Raw genomic sequence first — 21,560 nt, 5'->3', positions numbered from 1 at the left:
ACCGTATCGCCGCGTACCGACAAGACCCGGCGAGCCCGGGCGTGGCGACCCCAGGTTGTCGGTGCCGGTACCTACCGTCATCGCCATGGGCCAGCGCAACATCGACGCCGAGCAGCTGGCCTTCGGCTTCGGCGCACAGGACGGGGCCCTGGACGCCGTCTCGCTGGCCGACACCACGTTCGTGGTGGTGGACCTGGAGACCACCGGGGGCCGGGCCACCGCGAAGGCGCCGGGCGACGGCTACGACGCCATCACCGAGATCGGCGCGGTCAAGATTCGCGGCGGCGAGGTACTCGGCGAGCTGGCCACCCTCGTCGACCCCGGCCGTGCCATCCCTCCGCAGATCGTCGAACTCACCGGCATCACCACGGCGATGGTGCGCGACGCGCCGAAGATCGACAGCGTCCTGCCCGCGTTCCTCGAATTCTCGCGCGGCGCGGTGCTGGTCGCCCACAACGCCGGGTTCGACATCGGGTTTCTGCGCGCGGCCGCGCAGCGGGCCGAACTCGGATGGCCCCGGCCGCCGGTGCTGTGCACGGTGAAACTCGCCCGCCGCGTGCTGACCCGGGACGAGGCGCCCAGCGTGAAGCTGTCCGCACTCGCCCGGCTGTTCGGTGCATCCACCACACCCACGCACCGCGCCCTCGACGACGCCCGCGCCACCGTGGACGTCCTGCACGGCCTGATCGAGCGGGTCGGCAACCAGGGCATCCACACCTTCGCAGATCTCAAGAACTACCTGCCCGACGTCACGCCGGCCCAGCGGCGCAACCGCTCACTGGCCGACCGGCTGCCGAACCGGCCCGGCGTCTACCTGTTCCGCGGCCCCTCCGACGAGGTGCTCTACGTCGGCACCGCGGTCGATCTGCGGCGGCGGGTCCGCCAGTACTTCACCGGGGCCGACCCCCGAGCGCGGATGAAGGAGATGGCCTCGCTGGCGCGCGTCGTCGACCATGTCGAATGCGCCCACGACCTGGAGGCCGGGGTGCGTGAGCTGCGACTGCTCGCGGCCCACGCGCCGCCGTACAACCGGCGGTCCAAGTCCCCGCAGCGATGGTGGTGGGTCGCCATCACCGACGAGGCCTTCCCGAGGTTGTCGGTGGTGCGAAACCCCGGGCACCGCACCTCTTTCGGTCCGTTCTCGGCCCGGGCCGACGCCGTACAGTCCGCCATCCTGCTGGCCCGGTTCACCGGGGTGCGCACGTGCACCGCCCGCTTCGGCGCGGCCGCCATCCACCGCTGCCCCGAGGTGGAACTGTCCCCGTGCCCGGCCCCGCAGGATGTCGGGGCCCGGCCGTACGCGGCCGCCGTGGCGCGTGCCACCGCGCTGATCGACGGCACCGACCACACCGGCCTGGCGGCGGCATTGGCCCATATCGGCGAACTGGCGGTAGCCCGGCGATACGAGACCGCCGCCAGGATGCGCGATCACGCCGCGGTGGCCATCGAGGCGCTGTGGCGAGGGCAGCGGTTGCGCGCGCTGGCCGATCTGCCCGAACTCGTGGCCGCACGCGGGGACGGCAGCGGCGGCTGGCATTTCGCGGTGATCCGCCACGGCCAGCTGGCCGGGGCGGGCACCGCCAAGCGCGGCGTGCCGCCGATGCCGGTGGTCGACGCGATCTGCGCGGCCGCACAGGTAATCCTGCCCACCGCAACGCCTTTGGGCGGCGCGCTGGTGGAGGAGACGGCGCTCATCGCCCGCTGGCTGGCCGCACCGGGAGTGCGCATCGTGCGCACCGACGGCTCGGACGGGGACGCCGGCTACACGACGCCGATCGGGGCGGCGGGCCGCTATGCACAGTGGGCCGCCACCGCCCGCTCGGCCCGGCTGGCCGCGGCCCAGCAGCAGAACTCAGAACTGGAGGCTGAACCGCACCCAACGCGCGAGCAGCTGTTCGGCCGCACCCGAGTCGATGGCCTCGGTGGCCCGCGCCAGACCGGCCTCCCACGCCGGCACCCACTTGGCGTCGCTGGCTAGCCCGGCATGGGCGACCATCGCGCCTGCCGCGTTGAGCACCACCGCGTCCCGCACCGGCCCCTTGGCCCCGCCCAGCACCGCGCGTGCCTCGGCGGCGTTGGCGGTGGCGTCACCGCCGACCAACTCACTGATGTCGGCACGCTTGAATCCGAACGCAGCGGGATCGAACTTCAGCCGGTCCACCGTGCCCGCCTGCACGCGCCAGATGGTGCTCGTCGTCGTTGTGGTCAGCTCGTCGAGGCCGTCGTCGCCGTGCACCACCAGGACACTGGAGCCGCGGGCCGCGTACACCCCGGCCATCACCTCGGCCAGGTCGTCGAATGCGCAGCCGATCAGCCCGGCCCGGGGCGCGGCCGGATTGGTCAGCGGTCCAAGCAGATTGAAGACGGTCGGAACGCCGATCTCCCGGCGCACCACCGAGGCGTGCCGATACGACGGGTGGAACTGGGGCGCGAAGGCGAACCCGATGCCGATCTCGGCGACACTGCGGGCCACTTCGTCAGGGCCGAGGTCGATCCGTACCCCGAGGGCCTCCAGGGTGTCGGCACCGCCCGACAGCGAGGACGCCGCCCGGTTGCCGTGCTTGATCACCGGGACACCGCAGGCGGCCACCACGATGGCCGCCATGGTCGACAGGTTCACCGTGTTGGCCCCGTCGCCGCCGGTACCGACGATGTCGACGGTCTCGTGACCGATCTGATCGGTCGGCACCCGGCGGGCGTGCGACAGCATGATGTCGGCCAACTCCCCGACCTCTGCCGAGGTCGGCCGCTTCATCTTCATCGCCACCGCGAAGCCGGCGATCTGAGCCGGGGTCGCCACCCCGGTCATGATCTGGTCCATGGCCCATCCCGCATAGCCGTTGGGCAGGCTCTGCTCCGTGGTCAGGCGCCCGAGAATGAGCGGCCACGACGGCGCGGCCACAGAGCCGGACGCGGATGGGGAAAGCGGAGAAGATGCAGGAGCCACCGCAGAATGCTATCGCCCGGGCGGGACTCGACTCTGGGGCGAGGGGAACCCAACGCGACACGAATCCGACCAATTGCTCGACCCGGGTGGAGTTCGACAACTACAAAGCGTCATACTTGCGGATGTGACGAGCGCTGTAGGTACCTCGGGAACGGCAATCACGTCGCGCGTTCATTCGCTGAACCGGCCGAACATGGTCAGTGTCGGCACCATCGTGTGGCTTTCCAGTGAACTCATGTTCTTTGCTGGACTCTTCGCGATGTATTTCACGGCGCGCGCGCAAGCCGGCGGCAACTGGCCGCCCGAGCCGACCGAACTCAATTTGGCCCTTGCTGTTCCGGTGACGCTGGTTCTGATCGCGTCATCCTTCACCTGCCAGATGGGCGTGTTCGCCGCTGAGCGCGGCGACGTGTTCGGGCTGCGCCGGTGGTATGTGATCACGTTCCTGATGGGTCTGTTCTTCGTACTGGGCCAGGGATACGAGTACATCCACCTGGTCGAGCACGGCACCACCATCCCGGGCAGTGCCTACGGATCGGTCTTCTATCTGGCGACCGGTTTCCACGGCCTGCACGTGATCGGCGGACTTGTTGCGTTCATCTTGCTGCTGGCCCGCACCAAGATGAGTAAGTTCACGCCCGCGCAGGCCACCGCGGCGATCGTCGTCTCGTACTACTGGCACTTCGTCGACATCGTCTGGATTGCGCTGTTCGCCACCATCTACTTTGTCCGATGATCGGCCGGCCGATGATCGACTCGATGAGAAGGGGTTCGATGACCAGCAAGTCGCGCCGACGACTTCGCCGACGACTGTCAGCAGGTCTCCTGCTGTTGGTCGGCCTGTCAGTCGCAGGTGGCGTTGCCGCCACGCTGACGCCCACACCGCAGGTCGCGGTCGCCGACGAATCGCAGTCGGCGCTGCTGCGCACGGGTAAGCAGCTGTTCGACACGTCGTGCGTCTCGTGCCACGGCGCCAACCTGCAGGGTGTGCCCGACCGCGGGCCCAGCCTGATCGGCACCGGCGAGGCCGCGGTGTACTTCCAGGTGTCGACCGGTCGTATGCCCGCGATGCGCGGTGAGGCCCAGGCCCCGTCCAAGCCCGAGCACTTCGACGAGAACCAGATCGACGCCCTCGGTGCGTTCGTTCAGGCCAACGGTGGCGGCCCGACGGTGATCCGTGACGAGAACGGCGCCGTGGCCCAGGAATCGCTGATCGGGTCCGACGTGGCCCGTGGCGCGGACCTGTTCCGGCTGAACTGCGCGTCCTGCCACAACTTCACCGGCAAGGGCGGCGCGCTGTCCTCCGGTAAGTACGCGCCCGACCTCGGTGACACCAAGCCGGCCCAGATCTACACCGCGATGCAGACCGGCCCGCAGAACATGCCCAAGTTCTCCGACCGGCAGCTCTCGCCGGAAGAGAAGCGCGACATCGTCGCCTACGTCCGCGAATCGGCTGAGACTCCCAGCTACGGCGGCTACGGGCTCGGCGGCTTCGGCCCCGCTCCCGAGGGCATGGCGATGTGGATTATCGGAATGGTCGCCGCTATCGGCGTGGCAATGTGGATCGGGGCACGAGCATGACCGACAACACCCCGAAGATTCCGAGCGACGCCGAGCTCGCCTCGATGTCGCGTGAGGATCTCGTCGAACTCGGCGGCAAGATCGACGGCGTCGAGACCATCTTCAAGGAGCCGCGCTGGCCGGTCCCCGGCACCAAGGCCGAGAAGCGCACCGAGCGGCTGGTCGCGTACTGGCTTCTGCTCGGCGGGCTTTCGGGCCTGGCGCTGCTGCTGGTCTTCCTGTTCTGGCCGTGGGAGTACCAGCCCTTCGGTTCGGAGGGCGAGTTCCTCTACTCCCTGGCCACCCCGCTCTACGGCCTCACCTTCGGCCTGTCGATCCTGGCGATCGGCATCGGCGCGGTGCTGTTCCAGAAGAAGTTCATCCCCGAGGAGATCTCGGTCCAGGACCGTCACGACGGACGTTCCCCCGAGGTGGCCCGCAAGACCATCGCGGCCAACCTGACCGACGCCCTCGAGGGCTCGACCGTCAAGCGCCGCAAGCTGATCGGCTTGTCGCTGGGCATCGGCCTCGGCGCGTTCGGAGCCGGCACCCTGGTGGCCTTCATCGGCGGGTTGATCAAGAACCCGTGGAAGCCCGTGGTGCCCACCGCGGAAGGCAAGAAGGCCGTGTTGTGGACCTCGGGCTGGACGCCCCGGTTCCACGGCGAGACCATCTACCTGGCCCGCGCGACCGGGCGTCCCGGCTCCTCTCCGTTCGTCAAGATGCGGCCCGAGGATCTCGATGCCGGTGGCATGGAAACCGTCTTCCCCTGGCGCGAGTCTGACGGCGACGGGACCACGGTCGAGTCCGAGCACCACCTGACCGAGATCTCGATGGGTGTCCGCAACCCGGTCATGTTGATCCGCATCAAGCCGGCCGACATGTCCCGCGTGGTCAAGCGGAAGGGCCAGGAGAGCTTCAACTTTGGTGAGCTGTTCGCCTACACCAAGGTCTGCTCGCACCTGGGTTGCCCCTCGTCTCTGTACGAGCAGCAGACCTACCGCATTCTTTGCCCGTGCCACCAGTCGCAGTTCGACGCGTTGCACTTCGCAAAGCCCATATTCGGTCCGGCTGCGCGCGCGTTGGCGCAGCTGCCGATCACTATTGACAAAGACGGCTACCTGGTCGCCAACGGCGACTTCGTCGAGCCCGTCGGACCGGCATTCTGGGAGCGCAAATCATGAGCCCTGACCTTGCCAAGATCGCAGCGGCACAAGGCGATGCGATCGATTCCCGTTACCACCCCTCGGCCGCGGTACGCCGCCAGCTGAACAAGGTGTTCCCCACCCACTGGTCCTTCCTGCTGGGTGAGATCGCGCTGTACAGCTTCATCGTGCTGCTGATCACCGGTGTCTGGCTGACGTTGTTCTTCGATCCGTCGATGGCACACGTCACCTACGACGGTGTGTACCAGCCGCTTCGCGGTGTGCAGATGTCGCGGGCCTACGAGTCCGCACTCGACATCAGCTTCGAGGTCCGCGGCGGACTGTTCGTCCGCCAGATCCACCACTGGGCCGCACTGATGTTCGCCGCGTCGATCATGGTGCACATGGCGCGCATCTTCTTCACCGGTGCGTTCCGCCGCCCGCGTGAGGCCAACTGGGTGATCGGCTCGCTGCTGCTCATCCTGGCGATGTTCGAGGGTTACTTCGGCTACTCGCTGCCCGACGATCTGCTGTCCGGTATCGGTCTGCGTGCCGCGCTGTCCTCGATCACCCTGGGCATGCCGATCATCGGAACCTGGCTGCACTGGGCGCTGTTCGGCGGGGACTTCCCCGGCGAGATCCTGATCCCGCGCCTGTACGCGCTGCACATCCTGCTGATCCCGGGCATCATCCTGGCCCTCATCGGCGCGCACATGGCGCTGGTGTGGTTCCAGAAGCACACCCAGTTCCCCGGCCCCGGCCGCACCGAGCACAACGTGGTCGGCGTGCGCGTCATGCCGGTGTTCGCGGTGAAGTCGGGTGCGTTCTTCGCGATGATCACCGGCGTGCTCGGCCTCATGGGCGGCCTGCTGACGATCAACCCGATCTGGAACCTGGGCCCCTACAAGCCGTCTCAGATCTCGGCGGGTAGCCAGCCCGACTTCTACATGATGTGGACCGAAGGCCTGGCGCGTATCTGGCCGGCCTGGGAGTTCTACCCCTTCGGCCACACCATCCCCGCGGTGGTCTGGGTCGCGTTGATCATGGGCGGTGTCTTCGGCCTGCTGATCGCCTACCCGTTCATCGAGCGGAAGGTGACCGGCGACGACGCGCACCACAACCTGCTGCAGCGTCCGCGTGACGTTCCGGTGCGTACCGCGATCGGTTCCATGGCGATCGCGTTCTACATGGTGCTGACCCTGGCCGCGATGAACGACATCATCGCGCTCAAGTTCCACATCTCGCTGAACGCGACCACGTGGATCGGCCGTATCGGCATGGTGGTGCTGCCGGGCATCGTGTACTTCATCGCTTACCGGTGGGCAATCTCGTTGCAGCGCAGCGACCGTGCGGTGCTGGAGCACGGCATCGAGACCGGCATCATCAAGCGCCTGCCGCACGGTGCCTACGTCGAGCTGCACCAGCCGCTGGGACCGGTCGACGACCACGGCCACCCGATCCCGCTGGAGTACCAGGGTGCTGCTCTGCCGAAACGGATGAACAAGCTCGGATCGGCCGGCTCGCCGGGCACCGGCAGCTTCCTGTTCGCCGATCCGGCGGTCGAGCACGATGCGCTCACCGAGGCCGCACACGCCTCCGAGCACAAGGCACTGACCGCCCTGCGCGAACAGCAGGAGCGAAATGGCAACGGGGAGACCAACGGTCACCACTGACCACTCCCCTAGCCTGACTGACGGCCCGCCGTCGCACCCACACAATCGCCGCAGCCTCTTGAAAGAGGTTGCGGCGATTGTTTTATATGGGAGTCCCGACGCGGCGACGACGACAGCTACGGCCAGGTGCCCTTAGGTCCTGAACGCGGTGCGGGTCCGGCGGGCGGATAGGTGGTCTGCAGTGCCGAACCTGGAAGCGGCGTGTTCTGCAGAGCGCCGAGGCACAGTCCCAGACGCCCAGGCAGACAAGGGATGTTGCCCGAACCGCCCAGACTGTTGCTCGGGCTGTTCTCCGACCAGCAGATACCGGTGGTCGGGTCCAGGGTGCTTCCGCCCGGACAGGGAGCCGACATCGCCGACGGCGCCGCCGCCAGGGAGGCGGAGGCCAGCATCGTGCTGCACAGAGTCGCCAACAGGAGCTCGGATGCCCTGGTTCGGATCTTCATGTCGATGTCTCCGCTACGGGGTGATCTTGGTCTGCTCGTCGATGATCTTGGCTGCGTCGATCACCACGTCCTTCTGCCCTTCCGGGGCGTCAGCGTTGAGCTGCAGCACGAACAAGGCGTCGTTGCCGGGGATGACCACGGTCTTCTGGGCGATCACCCGCACTTCGCCGTTGTGGGTGTAGGTTCCGGCCGACCGGATCGCGTCGAAGCCACCCAGCGTGGACTTCTCGGGATCCATGACCGACTTGTAGTCCGGCAGGTTCTGCGACATCCCGGGGGCGTACTCCAGGATCTCGGCCGCATCCACGTCGCCGGCCAGCTTCGACGCGATGGCGATGATCGCGGGCGGATCGGCCGGGTCCGCCGGCTTGTCGTAGACGATGGCACCGTAGGCCCAGACGGGCGTCTTGTCCCCCGCGCTACTCCAGTCGGGCGGGAACGGGAAGTCGAAATCCGGTGTGCCGGGGTCGTCGGGCTTGAACGGTGTCTCGGCGATCTTGTTCTCGGTGATGTAGTCGTTGATCGTCTTGTGCGGACCGGTGATGTTCGGCCGCTCCGCCGCGGCACTCGTGGTCGTCGGGGCCGTGGTTGTCGGCTCGGTCTTGGTCTCGGTCCCACACCCGACAAGCGAAACGCTCACGCCGACCGCCACCAAGCCCGCCAAGAGCTTTCTCATGCGCGGCCTCGCCTTCCGTGTCGTTGGCCCCTGTCCGCATCTGGACATCGAGGCTACGCACCGGCTCGCGCGTTCCGCAGCAAAACCCGGAAGGCTCTGCGGCCTCGCGCGGGCTCAGGACGGCAACGTGTCCAGCTGTCGCAGTGCCAGGATCGGCAGCGCGACGATGCCCGCGGTGACCAACCCGGCCAGGCCGTAGAGGCACCAGGCCGCCACATTGCTTCCCGTCGCCATCAGATAGGTGGCCAGCCCGATGGCCGCGGTACCCAGACCGATGGCGCAGGTGACCGCCAGGGTGAACCGCAGCCACACCGCCTCGGTGGCGGCGGTCGCCGCACCGTTGCCCGCGGTGTAGCGACTCATCGCAACCGGAGCGGCTCGGTAACTGCCCCCGATCGGGCGCGGTGAACGGGCGGGCGGCTGGGGCCGCCGTCCGCCTGGCTGGGGGGTGTCGGCCTGGGCCCGCGCGCGCAGCAGCAACGGCACCGCCCCGGCGATCACCAGCACCGACAGGCCGATCACGGTGTAGAGCACCCACGGGGTGTCGGCACTCTCAGAGCCCTGCGGATGGCTGCGGCCGAGATCCACCAGGGCGACGACAGCGGCCACCCCGGCACCCAGCGCAGCCAGCCAGACCGCGGCGCATGCGCCCAGCAAAACCCGGTCGGTGTTGTCGAGTTCGCTGATCGGCCCGGACATCAGCAGGCAGTCTGCGCGGAGTTGTTGGCGTTCGACGACAACACGGTGCCGTCGCTGGCTGTGATCGAGCAGTTCAACCTGCTGACCAGGAACAGGCTGGATGCCTCGACCGAACCCACGTCCGAGTTGGAGATCGGGGTCATCGTGAAGGTCCACGGGATGTAGACGTTGCGCAGGGTGCGCCGGTTTCCGTTCCCGTCGACGTAGGTGATGGTGATGATGTCACCCGGGGCCTTGGTGCCCGTCACCGAATAGGTGACCTGACGCGGTCCGGCATGCGTCGTGGTGGTGGTCGGCGGCGCCGTCGTGGTGTTCGGGGCCGGCGCGGGCGCCTCGCTGGGCGGGGCGGGCGGGGGTGGCGGCGGCTCGGTCACCGTCACGGTTTCCGGGGGTGGCGGGGGCGGAAGCTCCTCCGACGTCGGAGGTGGCGGAGGCGGCGGAGGCGGAGTCGTCGTGGTGATCTCGTCCTGCACCGGCGGCGCCGACGTGGTGGTACTCGGCCGCGGGGTCGCCAGGTTGCTGGTGTCGTCGTCCCGGGTGACCAGGACGGCCACCGAAGCCACCAGGGCGACCGCCGCGATGATGGCGGTGATTCCGACCACCCACGGCCAGCGCGGCGGTGGGGAGGTGTCGACCAGTTCCGTCGACGCGTCGTAATCGTCGTAGTCGTAGAGCGCCACATCAGAAGGCACGTACGGCCCACTGGTGAACTGCTCGGACTCGGGCGCGGAGTACGCCTGTGAGTAGAACTCGGTCTCGTCGCTATCCGCGTCGGCGCCCGTGACCTGCGTGGGCTCCTCGGGTGCGGAGTGCTTTCCGGGTTGATCCGGCAAATCAGAACCGGAGGCACCCGGTTCCGGGGGATTCGGCCCGCTCATCTACGCCTATCCTTCTCGACAACTTCACTGCCACGCGGAGCGAGACGAAACCGTTCGCTGGTGACAGTGCCCCGGCAACATTACCCAACGAGAGGAAGCCGGCGAGTCCGGCGCTGCCGGTGGCGGATGAAGTGACGGCCCGATTGTGACCTTGACCAGGCCACAATCGGCACGTCCGGACGGGTCAGTGCTTCTCAGGACCCCAGTAGTACTCGAAGACCAAACCGCTGACCGCCATCAACACGAAGCAGACACCCGCGACGATCAGCCAGGGCAGCCACAGGGCAGCGCCAACCGCCGCGGTCGAAAAGGACAGCGCGATCAGGATGGGCCACCAGCTGTGCGGTGAGTAGAAACCGAGTTCGCCTGCGCCGTCACTGATCTCGGCGTCTTCGTAGTCCTCGGGGCGGGTGTCGAGACGACGCGCCACGAAGCGGAAGAAGGTGCCGGTGATCAAGGTCAGGCCGGTGGTGAGCACGAGCGCGGTGGTACCGGCCCACTCGACGCCACCGGTGGCGAACATCGCCGTCAGCACGCCGTACAGCACCGCCGACAGGGCGAAGAAGGCTGTGAGGATCTCGAACAGTCGAGCTTCAATATGCATTGCGTGTAGCCCCTACTTGCTCGCCTGCGGTGCCTGCTCACCGCGTCGGGTGTCAAACGGGTGGGTCGTGACAGCCAACGGCTCCTGGTTGATCGCCGCCAAAGCCTCGGCATTGGTCTTGCCTGCCGTGCGCTGATCGATGTAGGCCTTGAAGTCATTGGGTTCGACGACCCGGACCTCGAAGTTCATCATCGAGTGGTAGGTGCCGCACATCTCGGTGCAGCGTCCGACGAACGCACCGGTCTGCTCGATCTTGCTGACCTGGAAGATGTTGTCCGAGTTGTTGGCCTTCGGCTCGGGCATCACGTCGCGCTTGAAGAGGAACTCCGGCACCCAGAAACCGTGGATCACGTCAGCAGAGTTGAGCACGAACTCGACGCGCTTGCCCGCCGGGAGCACCAGCACCGGGATCTCCGTGGAGGTGCCCAGCGTCTCGACCTTGTCGAAGTTCAGGTAGGTGCGGTCCTCGGGGTTGAGGCCGCGCACCGCGCCGACGCGCTCCTGGCCGTGCTCGTCCTTGCCCTCCGGCTTGGACGTCATCGCGGCCTTGCGCTCGGCGTCGACACCGTCGTAATCGAATGTGCCGTCGGCGTAGTCGATCTTCTGGTAGCCGAACTTCCAGTTCCACTGGAAGGCGGTCACGTCGATGACGACCTCGGGGTTGGGGTCCTTGTGGAGCATGCGCTCCTGGACCACCACGGTGAAGTAGAACAGCACCGAGATGATGAGGAACGGGATGACCGTCAGCACCAGCTCCAGCGGCATGTTGTAGCCGAACTGGCGCGGCAGCTCGGTGTCGCCCTTCTTCTTCCGGTGGAATGCACTCGACCAGAAGATCAGGGCCCACACGATGGCGCCCACCACGAAGGACGCAATCACGGAGCCGATCCACAGCTCTCGGTTGAGTTTGCCCTCTGGGGTGATTCCGGTCGGCCAACCGAGCGCGAGTGCGTCCTGCCAGCTGCAGCCGCTCAGCAAGAGGGCTGAGCCACCCAGGACAATGGTCAACAACGCCGCTCGGGCCACCTTCTTAAGCCCGCGAGGTGTCACGTTGGCGCCTCCTAGATCGGTATTTCGCGACCGCGACCGGTCGTTGTTTTGCGAATACTACGCAGCGTAGACCACGCCGGTCCACGGGAGCGAAGCGACTCGGGAATGGCGTCGCGACGGGACCGAAGCGACTGGCGCAACGGCCCGGGTGGTGGTCTCGGGGACCCGCCGGATCAGACATACTGGCGCGGTGTGCGGACTGCTCGCCTTGGTAACTGCCCCTACCGGATCCAACCCGGGTGACGCCTCCCCCGACGCCGGATCTCAGCTGGTCGACGCGGTGGCGAACGCTTCCCACCTGATGCGTCACCGGGGTCCCGACGAGCCCGGCACCTGGGCCGACACGACCGACGGGCCCGACGGCACCGTGGTCCTCGGCTTCAACCGGCTCTCGATCATCGACATCGCGCACAGCCACCAGCCGCTGCGATGGGGACCTGCCGACGCGCCCGACCGGTACGTGCTCGTGTTCAACGGCGAGATCTACAACTATCTGGAACTCCGTGAGGCCCTGCGATCCGAGTTCGGTGCTGTATTTCACACCGACGGCGACGGCGAGGCCATCGTCGCGGCCTACCACTACTGGGGTACCGACGCCCTGAATCGACTCCGCGGCATGTTCGCGTTCGCGCTGTGGGACACCGTCGAGCGCGAATTGTTCTGCGCCAGGGACCCGTTCGGCATCAAGCCGCTGTTCATGGCCACCGGGCCGGGCGGCACCGCGGTGGGTAGCGAGAAGAAGTGCCTGCTCGACCTCGCCGACCCGCTCGGACTGGATCTGGGCATCGACGAACGGGCGGTGCAGCACTACACGGTGCTGCAGTACGTACCCGAACCCGAGACGCTGCACCGCGGCATCCGCCGGCTGGAGTCGGGCAGTTACGCCCGCCTGCGGCCCGGTGGCCGGCCCGAGGTGACCCGCTACTTCGTGCCGAAGTTCAACGCTGTGCCGTTCGTCAAGGGGGCCGAGCAGTCCCGGTACGACGAGATCACCGCCGCGCTTGAGGATTCTGTCGCCAAGCACATGCGCGCCGATGTCACGGTGGGCGCCTTCCTGTCCGGCGGCATCGATTCGACGGCGATCGCGGCGCTGGCGATGCGTCACAACCCCCGGCTGATCACCTTCACCACCGGCTTCGAGCGTGAGGGCTTCTCGGAGGTCGATGTCGCCGTGGCCTCCGCCGAGGCGATCGGCGCCCGGCACGTCGCCAAGGTGGTCAGTCCGGCCGAATTCGTCGAGGCACTGCCCGAGATCGTCTGGTATCTGGACGAACCGGTGGCCGACCCGGCCCTGGTGCCGCTGTTCTTCATCGCCCGTGAGGCGCGCAAGCACGTCAAGGTGGTGTTGTCCGGCGAGGGTGCCGACGAGCTGTTCGGCGGCTACACGATCTACCGGGAACCGTTGTCGCTCAGGCCGTTCGACTACCTGCCGCGGCCCGTGCGCAAATCGCTGGGCAAGGCGTCGAAGCCGCTGCCGGAGGGCATGCGGGGCAAGAGCCTGCTGCATCGCGGTTCGCTGACCCTTGAGGAGCGCTACTACGGCAATGCCCGCAGCTTCTCCGACGAGCAGCTGCGCGCGGTGCTGCCGGGCTTCCGGCAGGAATGGACGCACACCGACGTCACCGCCCCGGTGTACGCCTCGTCGCAGGGCTGGGATCCGGTGGCGCGGATGCAGCACATCGACCTGTTCACCTGGCTGCGCGGCGACATCCTGGTCAAGGCCGACAAGATGACGATGGCCAACTCGCTGGAGCTGCGGGTGCCGTTCCTGGACCCCGAGGTGTTCGCGGTGGCTTCCCGGCTGCCGGTCGACCAGAAGATCACCCGCTCGACCACCAAGTACGCACTGCGGCGCGCGCTGGAGCCGATCGTGCCTGCCCATGTGCTGAACCGGCCCAAGCTGGGCTTCCCGGTACCGATCAGACACTGGCTGCGGGCCGGTGAGCTGATGGACTGGGCCTACGCCATGACGGCGTCCTCGGGAGCCGGGCAGTATGTCGACCTCGCCGCGGTCCGCACCATGCTCGACGAACACCGCAGCGGCGTCAGCGATCACAGCCGCCGGTTGTGGACCGTGCTGATCTTCATGCTGTGGCACGCGATCTTCGTGGAGCACAGCGTGACCCCGCAGATCAAGGAACCGCACTACCCGGTCCAGCTCTAACCGCGAAAACAAACGCAGAATCGCCCCGAAACCGTGGTTTCGGGGCGATTCTGCGTTTGTTCGGCCGGATCAGGCCAGAGCTTTGGCGATCTCGGCGCCGGCCTCTGCCCCGTAGGCATCGGTGAGGCGCTGCACGGCCTCGGCCGCGTCCCAGGTCCATTCCTGCGGACCCGTCGACTCCAGGACCAGCACCGCGACCAGCGACGCCAGTTGGGCGGAGCGCTCAAGGCCCAGTCCGGCGCTGCGTCCGGTCAGGAAGCCCGCGCGGAACGCGTCGCCGATACCGGTGGGGTCGGCCTGATGCGTCTCGGGCACCACGTCGACGTGCACGAACGTGCCGTCCGAGCTGACCAGGTCGACGCCCTTGGCGCCGAGTGTGGTGACGCGCATGCCGATCTGGCTCATCACCTGAGCCTCGCTCCACCCCGACTTCTGCAGTAGCAGATCCCACTCGTAGTCGTTGGTGAACAGGTAGGCGGCACCGTTGATGAGCTTGCGAATCTCCTCGCCGGAGAGCCGGGCCAGCTGCTGTGAGGGATCGGCGGCGAAGGCCACGCCGAGCTTGCGGCACTCCTCGGTGTGCAGGAACATCGCCTCGGGATCGTTGGCGCCGATGATCACCAGTTCCGGCTTGCCCACGCGATTCACCAGGTCGGCCAGCGCGATGTTGCGCGCCTCCGACATGGCGCCGGGGTAGAACGAGGCGATCTGGGCCATGTCCTCGTCGGTGGTGCAGACGAAGCGTGCGGTGTAGGCGCTCTCGGAGATCAGCACGTTGCCGCAGTCGACATTGGCGCCCTCGAGCCAGGTCCGGTATTCACCGAAATCCTGACCGGCGGCGCCGACCAGCGCGACGTCGCCGCCGAGGATGCCGATCGCGAAGGCCATGTTGCCCGCCACTCCGCCGCGATGGATCACCAGATCGTCGACCAGGAAGCTCAGCGACACCTTCTGCAGGTGGTCGGCCAGCAGTTGCTCGGAGAATTTGCCCGGGAACCGCATCAGGTGGTCGGTAGCGATAGATCCGGTAACTGCGATGGTCACGTGGTGTCACCCCTCATTTCGTTAAGTCGGCTACATAACAGTACCCGCGTTGCCCGCCGGCGATCTGCGCACACGGTCGCACTTCGCGGGTTGCGCTAACCTGCGTATAACCGTATTCCCGGTCACCGTAGACGGCTGACCAACCTCCAGATCACGCGGGGAGCGCCCTTCAATGACTGGTTCTTACCAGTACCCCGAGCAGATTCCGCCTCAGCCGTATCCCGAGCAGGTGACGTCCGGGCCGTCGGCGTATCCCGGGACGCTGCCGCCGCCGGTGCCCTACCCGACGCGGCGGCGCTGGCCCAAGATCGTGGCGGGGCTGTTGGTGCTGGCCGCACTCGCGGGTGTGCTGACCGCCGTGCTGGTGGCGGGCCGGCGCGGACCTGCCGGGCCTGTCGTGGTCTCCGACGCCCGTGCCCAGGCCGCGATCCAGGAATACCTCAATGCGCTGCTCGACGGGGATGACGAAGCTGTCGCGCGTCACACGCTGTGCGGGCTGTACGACGGGGTCAAGGACCGCAAGGCCGATCTGGCGGTGGCAGGACTGGCCAGCGACGCATTCCGCAAGCAGTTCAGCCAGGTCGAGGTGACGGGGATCGACGCGAACGTGCCGTGGTCCACCACGCAGGCTCAGGTGCTGTTCACCATGCGCGTCGCACCGGCCAGCGGCTCCACCCGCGGACAGCGCGCCGTCGATGAGCAGCAACAGGGTGTGGCACAGCTACTGGTGAAAAGAGACGGGAGAGACGAGCAGGTTCTCGTGTGCTCGTACGTGCTGCGCACCAGCGGTCAGTACTGACCGCCGGCCGTCAGCTCACGTCAGTTGAAGGAGTCGCCGCAGGCGCAGGAGCCGGTGGCATTCGGGTTGTCGATCGTGAAGCCCTGCTTCTCGATGGAGTCGACGAAGTCGATGGTGGCGCCCTGGATGTACGGCGCGCTCATCCGGTCCACGACCAGCTTGACACCGCCGAACTCGCTGGTGAGGTCACCGTCGAGGGTGCGGTCGTCGAAGAACAGGTTGTAGCGCAGTCCGGCACAGCCGCCCGGCTGCACCGCGATACGCAATGCGAGGTCGTCGCGGCCTTCCTGGTCCAGCAGCGCCTTCGCCTTCGTCGCCGCAGCGTCGGACAGGGTCGCACCGTGGGTTTCGGTGGTGCTGGCGTCCTGAACAGTCATAGCTCTCCCTAAGCATCCCTGGGCATCTCTGATGCCGGTACAGCTGAAGTACATAGGAAACGCGTGGACGTACCGCGCGTCTACTACCTCAACGGTACCTTGTTCCGCCGCTATTCCCGACTTATCCACAGGCCGGGGCATGTGGCCAGGCCACCTGCGGCGGGCAGTAACCTGGCTGGCGTGAAGCTGCTGGGCCGTAAGAAGGACAACGAAGGCGAACCCGCCGTGACCGACCAGGTCACGAATGTCGACGGGGCCGCCGAATCGACAGCCGGCGGCGCCGCCCCGAGCACCGCCCCCAAGGGCAGGCCGACGCCCAAGCGGAGCGAGGCCACCAAGCGGCGCGGCCCTGTCGCGCCCGCGCCCCTGACGTCCGCCGAGGCACGTCAGCGCCGCAAGGAGCTGCGCGGGCCGAAGCTGTCCAAGGAAGACCGCAAGATCGAGCGGCTCACCCGCCGCGCCGACATGGCCGACCGCCGCGAGAAGATGATGGCCGGCGACGAGTCCTACCTGCTCCCCCGCGACAAGGGTCCGGTCCGCCGCTATGTGCGCGACGTCGTCGACTCCCGCCGCAACGTGCTGGGCCTGTTCATGCCCGCCGCCCTGGCGATGATCTTCTTCATGCTCGCGCTGCCGTCGCTGAAGTTCCAGCAGATGCTGTCCTACGCGATGCTGATCCTGGTCGTCATCATGCTGATCGACGGGTTGATCGTCGGCCGCAAGGTGAACCACATGGTGGACGAGAAGTTCCCCGGCAACACCGAAAGCGGTTGGAAGCTCGGGCTTTACGCGGCCAGCCGGGCGTCGCAGCTGCGCCGTATGCGGGCGCCGCGGCCGGTGGTCAACCGCGGCGACAAGATCTCTTGATGCCCTTTCAGGTGGCCTGAGGAGTGCGCACACTGGTGCTCGGCGGCATCCGATCCGGCAAATCCCAGTGGGCCGAAGCGGCCGTGACGCGCACCGCCGGGGACGGCACGCCGGTGCGTTACCTGGCCACCGGGCCCGCCGCCGACGGCGATCCGGCCTGGGCCCGGCGCGTGGATGCGCATCAGGCCCGTCGTCCCGCGCACTGGCACACCGTCGAGACCTGCGATCTTGTGGCGGCCTTGACTGCTGACCCGCACGCACCGCGCACCGCAACCCTCGTCGATGACATCGGCGGCTGGCTGACAGCGACGATGGACCGCCTCGGCGCGTGGACCGGAGCAGCCGTGGGCCCCGAGGTCGACGCGCTCGCCCAAGCGGTGGACGCGTTCACCGCTCCCCTGGTACTGGTCAGCCCCGAGGTCGGGCTGACCGTGGTCCCCGCCACCGAGGCGGGACGCCGGTTCGCCGACGAACTGGGCACGGTCAACCAGCGCCTGGCCGCGGTGTGCGACCGCGTGGTGCTGGTGGTGGCCGGCCAACCGCTCACGGTGAAGGAGCCGTCATGACCGAATTCGATGCGGCCTTCCCCCCGGTCGCCGCACCGGATGCCGACGTCGCCGCGGCGGCGCGGGCCCGCCAGGCCCGGCTCACCAAACCACCCGGCGCACTGGGCCGTCTCGAGGAACTCTCGATCTGGGCGGCCTCGTGCCAGGGCGAATGCCCGCCGCGCCCGCTCACCCGGGCACGTGTGGTGGTTTTCGCCGCCGACCACGGAGTCACGGCCGCGGGGGTATCCGCGTTCCCGTCCGCGGTGACCGGACAGATGGTGGCCAACTTCGACGCCGGCGGTGCCGCGATCAACGTGCTGGCCGAGGTGTCCGGAGCCACCGTGCGGGTGGCCGACATCGCCGTCGACTGCGACGAGCCGCTCTCCCCGGCGATCGGCGCCCACAAGGTGCGCCGCGGTTCGGGCAACATCGCGGTGGAGGACGCACTCAGCGCCGAGGAGACCGCGGCAGCGGTGGACGCGGGACGCCAGATCGCCGACGACGAGGTCGACGCCGGTGCCGACCTGCTCATCGCGGGCGACATGGGCATCGGAAATACCACGGCTGCAACGACTTTGGTCGCCGCGCTGACGGGCACCGAGCCGGTTGCGGCGGTGGGCCGCGGCACCGGCATCGACGACCTCGGCTGGATGCGCAAGGCGGCCGCCGTGCGTGACGCGCTGTACCGGGCCCGCGACGTGACACGCGATCCGCTGGGACTGCTGCGCGTGTGCGGCGGCGCCGACCTGGCTGCCATGGCTGGATTCCTCGCCCAGGCCGCCGTCCGGCGCACCCCGGTTCTCCTGGACGGCTTGGTGGTGACGGCCGCGGCCCTGGTGGCCGAGGAGTTGGCACCGGGTGCGCGTGCCTGGTGGCAGGCCGGGCACCGCTCGACGGAGCCGGCCCACAGCCTGGCGCTGTCACACCTGAGGCTCGAGCCGATCGTCGACCTCGGCATGCGGCTGGGCGAGGGCACCGGCGCCGCCGTGGCGTTGCCGATCGTGCGGGCCGCCATCGCCACCCTGGCCTCGATGGCCACCTTCGACGAGGCCGGAATCTCCGAAGAGAAGCCATGATCGCCGCTCTCGGCGGGGCATTCGCATTCGGCACGGTGCTGCCGGTACGAACTTCGGCCGGCGTCGGCCGGGGCGCACTCACGGCCCTGCCGGTGGTTGGGCTGGCGCTCGGCGGGCTGGCGGCAGCGATCGTGGCCGGCGGCCAGTGGGCGTTCGGCATCGGAAGTGCACTGCCCGGCCTGCTGGCGGTCGCCGTTCTCTTGCTGGCCACCCGAGGGCTGCACATCGACGGGTTCTGCGACACGGTCGACGGCCTGGGTTGTTACGGCCCGCCGGAGAAGGCGCTGGCCGTGATGCGGGACGGCTCGGCCGGCCCCTTCGGTGTCGCCGCGGTGATCGTCGTGATCGGTTGTCAGACATTCACATTCGCTCAGCTCAACGCGACAGCCATCGTCATCGCCGTCACCGCGGGCCGGGTCGCGGCGGTGCTCGCCTGCCGGCGTTCGGTGCCCGCGGCCACGGGCAGCTCACTGGGCGGCGCGGTGGCCGGCACCCAGCCGGTCGCCGTGGTGGCGGCCTGGGTGATCGCCGTCGCCGCGTTGGCCGCATGGGCGGGCCCGCGGATGTGGCAGGGCCCGGTCGTGGTGCTGGTCGCGATCGGCTGTTCGGCGCTGCTGGTGGCTCACTGCGTGCGACGGTTCGGCGGCATCACCGGCGACGTGCTCGGCGCGGCCGTCGAGGTGACGACGACGATCGTCGCGCTCGGGTTGGCGATCGGCTAGTTCAGCCGGGCCATCCAGCCGTGCGTATCGGCGAAGGTGCCCCGCTGGATTCCCGTCAGGGTGTCGCGCAGGGCCATGGTGATCTCGCCCGGTTGCCCGTCGGCGATGGTGAACTCGCCGTCCGCGTACTTGACGTGTGAGACCGGGGTGATCACCGCGGCGGTGCCGCAGGCGAACACCTCGGTGATCTCGCCCGCCGCGGCCTTCTTCTGCCATTCGGCGACGTCGATCTTGCGTTCTTCGACCGCGAAGCCGGCATCGGTGGCCAACTGCAGCAAGGAATCTCGTGTGATACCCGGCAACAGCGAACCGGACAACTCAGGCGTGACGAGCCGGGCCGAACCGCCGCTGCCGAAGACGAAGAACAGGTTCATCCCGCCCATCTCCTCGACGTAGCGACGCTCGAGCGCGTCCAGCCAAACCACCTGATCGCATCCGTTGTCGGCGGCCTGTGCCTGCGCGAGCAGCGACGCCGCGTAATTGCCGCCGAACTTGGCCGCACCGGTGCCCCCCGGTGAGGCGCGCACGTACTCGTGCGACAGCCACACGCTGACCGGCTTGATGCCGCCCTTGAAGTACGCCCCTGCCGGCGAACCGATCACCAGGTAGCGGTACTCGTTGGCCGGACGCACGCCCAGGCCCGGCTCGGTGGCGATCACGAACGGCCGCAGGTACAGAGACTCCTCGCCCCCGGCCGCGGGGACCCACTTCTCGTCGACCGCGATGAGCTGGCGCAGCGATTCGATGAACACGTCCTCGGGAAGTTCCGGGATGGCCAGCCGCCGAGACGAGGCCTGCAGCCGCGCCGCGTTGGACTCCGGCCGGAACGACACGATCGAGCCGTCCGCCCAGCGGTAGGCCTTGAGCCCCTCGAACACTTCCTGCGCGTAGTGCAGGACGATGGCCGAGGGATCGAGTTCGATCGGCCCGTACGGGATCACCTGCGGGTCGTGCCAGCCCTGCCCGGCGGTGTAGTCGATGGCCACCATGTGGTCGGTGTGGAACTTGCCGAAGCCGGGGTTGGCCAGAATGGATTCGCGTACCGCATCGGTCGCCGGATTCGCGTTGGCTGAAACCGTGAACTCGAGATGGCCGCTAGTCATGCAGCGATTGTATCGCCCGAGCGCTAACGTTTTCCCACGCGGGAGCGGGGCCTCAGCGGGTGTGCGGGGCCACGAACGGTGGCTTGACCACTTCGCATTCGACGGCGCGGCCACGCACGTCCACGCTCACCCGCTGCCCGTCGGCGATGTCGTCGGCGGTGTCGATGAGTGCCAGCGCGATACCGACTTTCAGTGACGGCGAGAACGTCCCCGACGTCGTGGTGCCGATCCGGGTGTCCCCGTCGAGCACCGCGAGATCGGCGCGCAGCACCCCGCGGCCGACCGCCTTGAGGCCGCGCAGCACCCGGGCCGGGCCTGCCTCCTTCTCGGCCAGCAGCGCGTCCCGCCCCCAGAACGCGTCCTTCTTCCAACCGATCGCCCAGCCGCAGCGGGCCTGCAGCGGCGAGATGTCGAGGGACAGCTCGTGGCCGTGCAGCGGGTAGCCCATCTCGGTGCGCAGGGTGTCGCGGGCACCCAGGCCCGCGGGTTCGCCGCCGGCCGCGCGCACGGCCGCCACCAGGGCGTCGAACACCACGCCGGCGCGGTCCCACGCCGGCAGCAGCTCGTAGCCGTGTTCACCGGTGTAGCCGGTGCGGCACACCCGCACGAACACGCCGTCGTACTCGGCGTCGGCGTAACCCATGTAGTCCATCTCGGTGGGCAGTCCCAGCGCCTCGAGCACCTCGCCGGATTTCGGCCCCTGCACCGCCAGCACCGCATACGAGCGGTGCTCGTCGGTGATGGTCAGCCCATCGGGGGCGTTCTTCTGCAGTTCGGCCACGACGGCCGCGGTGTTGGCGGCGTTGGGCACCAGGAAGATCTCGTCGTCGGAGACGTAGTAGGCGATCAGATCGTCGATCACACCCCCGGACTCGGTGCAGCACAGCGTGTACTGCGCCTTGCCCGGTCCGATGCGGTTCAGGTCGTTGGTGAGGGCCGAGTTGACGTAGGCCGCCGCACCGGGTCCTTTGACCAGCGCCTTTCCGAGGTGGCTGACGTCGAAGAGGCCGACAGTGTCGCGCGTGGCGTTGTGTTCGGAGACGGTCCCGGCGTAGGACACCGGCATCAGCCAGCCACCGAACTCGGCGAAACTGGCTCCCAGTTCGCGGTGGCGGTCTTCCAGCGGTCCGTGCAGCAGGTCGTCAGTCACGGATTCACCCTAAACTGCCTGCCGGAACGGCC

The 21,560-nt window shown here is 68.1% G+C and carries 21 protein-coding genes and 1 pseudogene; 11 read left to right on the top strand and 11 right to left on the bottom strand.

Annotated features, from left to right (window positions below; all coding sequences use genetic code 11):
• Positions 1-85: 85 nt before the first annotated feature.
• Positions 86-1,915 (top strand): annotated as a pseudogene (locus ACNQVK_RS17230) (DEDD exonuclease domain-containing protein); the annotation flags it as partial.
• On the opposite strand, the gene trpD reads toward ACNQVK_RS17230, so the two are convergent.
• Positions 1,853-2,947 carry an anthranilate phosphoribosyltransferase gene (gene trpD / locus ACNQVK_RS17225; RefSeq protein ID WP_084622267.1) on the bottom strand — a complete coding sequence of 365 codons (1,095 nt, stop codon included), beginning with the start codon at positions 2,945-2,947 and terminating at the stop codon, positions 1,853-1,855. The pseudogene ACNQVK_RS17230 and the gene trpD sit on opposite strands and share 63 nt — an antisense overlap.
• A 124-nt stretch (positions 2,948-3,071) precedes the next feature.
• Here trpD and ACNQVK_RS17220 point away from each other — a divergent pair, with 124 nt between their 5' ends.
• Genes ACNQVK_RS17220 through ACNQVK_RS17205 form a run of 4 tightly spaced genes read left to right on the top strand, consistent with a single transcriptional unit; the run spans position 3,072 to position 7,325 of the window.
• The gene (locus ACNQVK_RS17220) at positions 3,072-3,683 is read left to right on the top strand and encodes a cytochrome c oxidase subunit 3 (RefSeq protein WP_082940089.1); all 612 of its coding nucleotides are present in this window, start codon (positions 3,072-3,074) and stop codon (positions 3,681-3,683) included.
• Positions 3,684-3,694: 11 nt separating this feature from the next.
• Positions 3,695-4,528 carry a c-type cytochrome gene (locus tag ACNQVK_RS17215; protein WP_418034190.1) on the top strand — a complete coding sequence of 278 codons (834 nt, stop codon included), beginning with the start codon at positions 3,695-3,697 and terminating at the stop codon, positions 4,526-4,528.
• On the top strand, positions 4,525-5,691 hold the full coding sequence (locus tag ACNQVK_RS17210) for a ubiquinol-cytochrome c reductase iron-sulfur subunit (protein WP_418030477.1): 1,167 nt from the start codon (positions 4,525-4,527) through the stop codon (positions 5,689-5,691). The genes ACNQVK_RS17215 and ACNQVK_RS17210 overlap by 4 nt, the downstream gene beginning before the upstream one ends.
• Positions 5,688-7,325: a cytochrome b gene (locus ACNQVK_RS17205; protein ID WP_211154848.1), complete on the top strand. Its 1,638-nt coding sequence runs from the start codon at positions 5,688-5,690 to the stop codon at positions 7,323-7,325. The genes ACNQVK_RS17210 and ACNQVK_RS17205 overlap by 4 nt, the downstream gene beginning before the upstream one ends.
• A gap of 116 nt (positions 7,326-7,441) precedes the next feature.
• Here the strand turns inward: ACNQVK_RS17205 and ACNQVK_RS17200 are convergent, their stop codons facing one another.
• From ACNQVK_RS17200 to ACNQVK_RS17175, 6 genes are all read right to left on the bottom strand, one after another.
• Complete coding sequence (locus ACNQVK_RS17200; RefSeq protein WP_211154849.1) at positions 7,442-7,771, bottom strand: hypothetical protein; 330 nt, start codon at positions 7,769-7,771, stop codon at positions 7,442-7,444.
• A 13-nt stretch (positions 7,772-7,784) separates the two neighbouring features.
• Positions 7,785-8,447 (bottom strand): LpqN/LpqT family lipoprotein, encoded by a 663-nt coding sequence (locus ACNQVK_RS17195; protein ID WP_418030476.1) that lies wholly within the window; start codon positions 8,445-8,447, stop codon positions 7,785-7,787.
• A 114-nt stretch (positions 8,448-8,561) separates the two neighbouring features.
• The gene (locus tag ACNQVK_RS17190) at positions 8,562-9,146 is read right to left on the bottom strand and encodes a DUF2561 family protein (RefSeq protein ID WP_418030475.1); all 585 of its coding nucleotides are present in this window, start codon (positions 9,144-9,146) and stop codon (positions 8,562-8,564) included.
• A complete protein-coding gene (locus ACNQVK_RS17185; protein WP_418030474.1) occupies positions 9,146-10,024 on the bottom strand; it encodes an MmpS family transport accessory protein in 879 nt (292 codons plus the stop codon). Before ACNQVK_RS17185 ends, ACNQVK_RS17190 begins: the two co-directional genes overlap by 1 nt.
• Before the next feature lie 184 nt (positions 10,025-10,208).
• Positions 10,209-10,628 (bottom strand): cytochrome c oxidase subunit 4, encoded by a 420-nt coding sequence (locus ACNQVK_RS17180; RefSeq protein WP_044523615.1) that lies wholly within the window; start codon positions 10,626-10,628, stop codon positions 10,209-10,211.
• Positions 10,629-10,640: 12 nt separating this feature from the next.
• Positions 10,641-11,678: a cytochrome c oxidase subunit II gene (locus tag ACNQVK_RS17175; RefSeq protein WP_418030473.1), complete on the bottom strand. Its 1,038-nt coding sequence runs from the start codon at positions 11,676-11,678 to the stop codon at positions 10,641-10,643.
• 190 nt (positions 11,679-11,868) lie between these two features.
• On the opposite strand from ACNQVK_RS17175, the gene asnB reads away from it, so the two are divergent.
• Positions 11,869-13,842, top strand: coding sequence for an asparagine synthase (glutamine-hydrolyzing) (gene asnB, locus ACNQVK_RS17170; protein WP_418030472.1), 1,974 nt, complete (start codon positions 11,869-11,871; stop codon positions 13,840-13,842).
• A gap of 69 nt (positions 13,843-13,911) precedes the next feature.
• Here the strand turns inward: asnB and ACNQVK_RS17165 are convergent, their stop codons facing one another.
• On the bottom strand, positions 13,912-14,886 hold the full coding sequence (locus tag ACNQVK_RS17165) for a carbohydrate kinase family protein (protein WP_418030471.1): 975 nt from the start codon (positions 14,884-14,886) through the stop codon (positions 13,912-13,914).
• 172 nt (positions 14,887-15,058) lie between these two features.
• Here ACNQVK_RS17165 and ACNQVK_RS17160 point away from each other — a divergent pair, with 172 nt between their 5' ends.
• Entirely contained in the window at positions 15,059-15,685 is a 627-nt protein-coding gene (locus tag ACNQVK_RS17160) for a hypothetical protein (RefSeq protein WP_044523589.1), read from the top strand.
• Between the two features lie 20 nt (positions 15,686-15,705).
• On the opposite strand, the gene ACNQVK_RS17155 is transcribed toward ACNQVK_RS17160, so the two are convergent.
• Positions 15,706-16,062, bottom strand: coding sequence for a HesB/IscA family protein (locus ACNQVK_RS17155; RefSeq protein ID WP_044523587.1), 357 nt, complete (start codon positions 16,060-16,062; stop codon positions 15,706-15,708).
• A gap of 180 nt (positions 16,063-16,242) precedes the next feature.
• Here ACNQVK_RS17155 and ACNQVK_RS17150 point away from each other — a divergent pair, with 180 nt between their 5' ends.
• The 4 genes from ACNQVK_RS17150 to ACNQVK_RS17135 are packed head-to-tail and all read left to right on the top strand — an operon-like array spanning position 16,243 to position 19,275.
• Positions 16,243-16,929 carry a DUF3043 domain-containing protein gene (locus tag ACNQVK_RS17150; protein ID WP_418030470.1) on the top strand — a complete coding sequence of 229 codons (687 nt, stop codon included), beginning with the start codon at positions 16,243-16,245 and terminating at the stop codon, positions 16,927-16,929.
• 23 nt (positions 16,930-16,952) lie between these two features.
• Positions 16,953-17,495 carry a bifunctional adenosylcobinamide kinase/adenosylcobinamide-phosphate guanylyltransferase gene (locus ACNQVK_RS17145; protein WP_418030469.1) on the top strand — a complete coding sequence of 181 codons (543 nt, stop codon included), beginning with the start codon at positions 16,953-16,955 and terminating at the stop codon, positions 17,493-17,495.
• Positions 17,492-18,553, top strand: a complete 1,062-nt coding sequence (gene cobT, locus ACNQVK_RS17140) for a nicotinate-nucleotide--dimethylbenzimidazole phosphoribosyltransferase (RefSeq protein WP_418030468.1) — start codon at positions 17,492-17,494, stop codon at positions 18,551-18,553. Before ACNQVK_RS17145 ends, cobT begins: the two co-directional genes overlap by 4 nt.
• A complete protein-coding gene (locus ACNQVK_RS17135) occupies positions 18,550-19,275 on the top strand; it encodes an adenosylcobinamide-GDP ribazoletransferase (RefSeq protein ID WP_418030467.1) in 726 nt (241 codons plus the stop codon). Before cobT ends, ACNQVK_RS17135 begins: the two co-directional genes overlap by 4 nt.
• On the opposite strand, the gene ACNQVK_RS17130 is transcribed toward ACNQVK_RS17135, so the two are convergent.
• Positions 19,272-20,378, bottom strand: coding sequence for a branched-chain amino acid aminotransferase (locus ACNQVK_RS17130; protein ID WP_273735140.1), 1,107 nt, complete (start codon positions 20,376-20,378; stop codon positions 19,272-19,274). The genes ACNQVK_RS17135 and ACNQVK_RS17130 overlap by 4 nt on opposite strands.
• 52 nt (positions 20,379-20,430) lie before the next feature.
• The gene (gcvT, locus tag ACNQVK_RS17125; protein ID WP_418030466.1) at positions 20,431-21,528 is read right to left on the bottom strand and encodes a glycine cleavage system aminomethyltransferase GcvT; all 1,098 of its coding nucleotides are present in this window, start codon (positions 21,526-21,528) and stop codon (positions 20,431-20,433) included.
• Between the last annotated feature and the right edge of the window lie 32 nt (positions 21,529-21,560).

This window comes from Mycobacterium sp. 134 (assembly GCF_048282715.1).
GTDB classification, from domain to species: Bacteria; Actinomycetota; Actinomycetes; order Mycobacteriales; family Mycobacteriaceae; genus Mycobacterium; species Mycobacterium septicum.
This window is presented reverse-complemented; position numbering and strand designations above follow the sequence as displayed.